The organism is Gemmatimonadaceae bacterium, assembly GCA_035633115.1.
Taxonomy (GTDB): domain Bacteria; phylum Gemmatimonadota; class Gemmatimonadetes; order Gemmatimonadales; family Gemmatimonadaceae; genus UBA4720.
On sequence record DASQFN010000065.1, the window covers coordinates 1 to 3,986 of the forward strand.

The 3,986-nt window shown below is 62.6% G+C and carries 2 protein-coding genes; both read right to left on the bottom strand.

Annotated features, from left to right (window positions below; translation table 11 throughout):
- Positions 1 to 1,260: DNA-directed RNA polymerase subunit beta' (locus VES88_08630; GenBank protein HYN81552.1), on the bottom strand; the 1,260-nt coding region annotated here is incomplete at its 3' end.
- A 3-nt stretch (positions 1,261 to 1,263) separates the two neighbouring features.
- The coding region (locus tag VES88_08635; GenBank protein ID HYN81553.1) for a DNA-directed RNA polymerase subunit beta at positions 1,264 to 3,986 on the bottom strand (2,723 nt) is incomplete at its 5' end.

Genomic DNA, 3,986 nt, shown 5'->3' on the forward strand with positions numbered 1-3,986 from the left:
CGGCTTGAACAGCTCGAGCGCCATCAGCTTCGGCAAACCGCATTGGTGCAGCTTCAACTGCGGACCGACGACGATCACCGAGCGCCCCGAGTAGTCGACACGCTTACCGAGCAGGTTCTGCCGGAACCGGCCGCCCTTACCCTTGATCATGTCGGCCAGCGACTTCAGCGGGCGCTTGTTCGCGCCGGTCATCGCCTTACCGCGACGGCCGTTGTCGAGCAGCGAATCGACCGATTCCTGCAACATGCGCTTCTCATTGCGCACGATGATCTCTGGGGCCTTCAATTCAAGTAGGCGCTTCAAGCGATTGTTGCGATTGATCACGCGGCGATAGAGATCGTTCAGATCGGACGTGGCGAAGCGGCCTCCGTCGAGCGGAACGAGCGGGCGCAGGTCCGGCGGAATCACCGGAATCACGTCCATGATCAGCCACTCCGCCTTGTTGCGCTCCTGACCCGAGTCTCCGGAATTGCGGAAGGCGTCGACGACCTTGAGCCGCTTGAGCATCTGCTTCTTGCGGTGCTGCGAGCCTTCGTCGACCAGGCCGGCGCGAAGCTCTTCGGCCACCTTGTCGACGTCGATGCGCTTCAGCAGCTCGCGAACGGCGGGCGCGCCGATGTCGGCGAAGAAGGCGTTGTCGCCTTCGTCCTTTGCCTTCTGCCGAAGATAGAAATACTCGTCTTCGGTAAGGAGAGAATTGTTCTCGATCGGGCGGCCCGGACTATCGGGCACGGCCATGTTCTCGGGAACCGATTCCTGCTTGCCCGCGTCGATCACGACGTAATTCGAGTAGTAAATGACCTTCTCGAGATCACGCAGCGTCAGGTCGACGAGATTGCCCATCGGGCTGGGCAGCGTCTTGAAGAACCAGATGTGCGCGACGGGCACGGCGAGCTCGATGTGACCCATGCGCTCGCGACGGACGCGGCTCAGGGTGACTTCGACGCCGCAGCGATCGCAGATCACACCACGATAACGGATGCGCTTGTACTTGCCGCAGTGACATTCCCAGTCCTTGACGGGACCGAAGATGCGCTCGCAGAACAAGCCGTCCTTCTCCGGCTTGAACGAGCGGTAGTTGATCGTCTCGGGCTTGAGTACTTCGCCCCACGACCACCAGGTGCGGAGGCCCTGCATCTCCAGCCGCTCCCGCTCTTTTGGATCCTTCGGCCCTCGCATCTCCTCGGGTGAGGCGATGCGGACCTGGATGTAATCGAATGAAGACGCGCGGGTCTCGCGCGAGCTGCGAAAATCAATCATGAATTACTCCTCGCTCCCGTTACCGTTGCTGCTCATGGGGCTGTTGCCGAGACCATATCCGCTGGTCGCGTTCGCTCCCATGCTGACGTGAATTCCGAGCGCTTTCAGCTCCTGGACGAGCACGTTGAACGACTCGGGAATTCCCGGCTCAGGCAGATTCTGGCCCTTCACGATCGCCTCGTAAACGCGGCTGCGACCGTTCACATCGTCGGACTTGACGGTGAGAATCTCCTGCAGTGTGTGCGCGGCGCCGTACGCTTCCAGCGCCCAGACTTCCATCTCTCCAAAACGCTGCCCGCCGAACTGCGCCTTGCCCGCCAGCGGCTGCTGCGTCACGAGCGAGTACGGCCCGATGCTGCGCGCGTGGATCTTGTCGTCTACGAGGTGCGATAGCTTCAGCATGTAGATCTCACCGACCGTCACCGGGTTCGAGAACAGCTCACCCGTCCGGCCGTCGCGCAGTCTGAGCTTGCCGCCAGCGGAGATTCCCGCGAGGCGCATCAGCTCGGCGGCGGCTGCGTCGACGTCGATATCCGACTTCTTGCCGAATGACGTGGCAAGCGCCGGAAGCTCGAGATTCTCAAGGACTGAAGTCGCCTCCGCCTCGCGCCGCTTCTCGATCTGAGCGCGGGCGCTTCGGAACTGCGCGCGCACACCCGACGGCATTTCCTCATCGTCCGCCGATCCCTGATGGAACGCGATCTGATTGTCCAGCTCGGCGTTCTCGCGGTCGACCAGCTCCTTCGCAGCACCCGTGAGGAACTCACGGATTCTATTGTAGACGTCGCGGGTCTCGGGGGAGACACCGCGGCGCGCAAGGTCGTCGATGGTCGCGTCGATCAACAGCTCGACACGCTCAGCGTCCGGTCCTCTGTGACGCGTGTCGGCAATGACAGCGCGCAGCTCGGCCTCGCTGATCGTCACGCGCGGCGTACGCAGATCGAGCGCGTCACGCACCCAGGTAATCGCCGCCAGCTTCAGCAGCAATCCGATCTCGCGCTCGTTGGCGCCCTGGAACACAGGCGTCTTGGCGTAGAATTCGAGCAGTCGCGCCGCCCAGCCAAGATGCGTCTCCAGAATCTGTCCGACGTTCATACGGCTTGGAACGCCGAGCGGATTGAGAACGATGTCGACCGGCCGTCCGTCGGGGAGGAACGGCATATCCTCCTCGGGAACGATGCGGGCAACGATACCCTTGTTGCCGTGGCGCCCCGCCATTTTGTCACCGACCGAGACCTTGCGCTTCTCCGCCATGTAGACCTTCACCAGCTGGATGACGCCCGGAGGCAGCTCATCCGGCTGAAGCACTCTGTCGATGCGCTCTTCCGCCTTCTCCTCGAGTCGCGCTTTCTCTTCATTTGCGGCCTCGATGATAGTGCGGATCTTCTCGTTCGCGCCTTTGTTCTCGAGGCGGAACGTCTTGAGATCGAGCGTGGCGAGCTTGATGTCGGCAAGGACCGTCGCTGTGAGCTTAGTCCCTGACGGAATCGCCTCCTCCACTGTCCCGCTCTTGAGCGCCAGGCCGACTGTCTGTCCTTCGAGCAGCTCGACAAGCTCGGCATCCCGGACCTCGTTGACGCGGATCTTCTCCTCGCCCTCGAGCCGCCTGATGTCGCCGATACGCTCGCCGCGGTCCTTCTCGACCACCTGGTCGTCAACGCGCGAGAATATCTTGACGTCGATCACGACGCCTTCCATTCCCGGCGGAACCTTGAGCGATGAATCCTTCACGTCCTTCGCCTTCTCGCCGAAGATTGCCGTGAGGAGCTTCTCCTCGGGAGAGAGCTCTGTCTCGCCCTTCGGCGTGATCTTTCCGACGAGGATGTCGCCGGGCTTCACGTGCGCACCGATGCGAACGATTCCGCGCTCGTCGAGATCGTTGAGCGCTTCCTCGGCCACGTTGGGAATCTCACGCGTGATCTCTTCCTGCCCGCGCTTGGTGTCGCGCACGTGCAGCTCGAGCTCCTGGATGTGGATGGACGAGTAGACGTCCTCCTTCACCAGCCGCTCGGAGAGAACGATGGCGTCCTCGAAGTTGTGTCCGTACCACGGCATGAACGCGACGGTGACATTCGCCCCGAGCGCGAGCTGCCCAAACTCGGTGGACGCTCCGTCGGCGAGAACTTCGCCCGCCTTTACCTTCTGTCCGCGCCGTACGAGCGGGCGCTGGTTGATCGCCGTGTCCTGGTTGGTTCTCCAGTACTTCTTGATCTTGTAGCGGTCGTGCTGGGTCAGACGCGCAAGCGGACGACTCGCGTCCTTCTTGCCGCCGCCGTTCGTCACTGTCGTGCCGGTTCCCGTATCGACAATGATCTCGTCGGCGGTGACACTCGTGACCGTGCCCGGGCGCTGAGCAATGATCACAGCTCCGGAATCACGCGCGACTTTCTCCTCGAGCCCGGTGCCGACGAGCGGCGTCCGCGGGTTGAGAAGAGGAACGGCCTGCCGCTGCATGTTCGAGCCCATCAACGCGCGGTTGGCGTCGTCGTGCTCGAGGAACGGAATGAGGGCGGCGGCGATGGAGACGAGCTGCTCCGGCGCGACGTCCATGTAATCGATGCGCTCGGGAGCCACCAGAGGGACGTCACCGCGCTGGCGGCAAAGCACGAGCTCGTCGACGAATGACCCGTCGGGGTTGAGCTGAGCGTTCGCCTGGGCGATGGTCACGTCCTCCTCGCGGTTAGCGTCGAGCCACGAGATCTCGTCGCTGACCTTGCCGTTCTTCA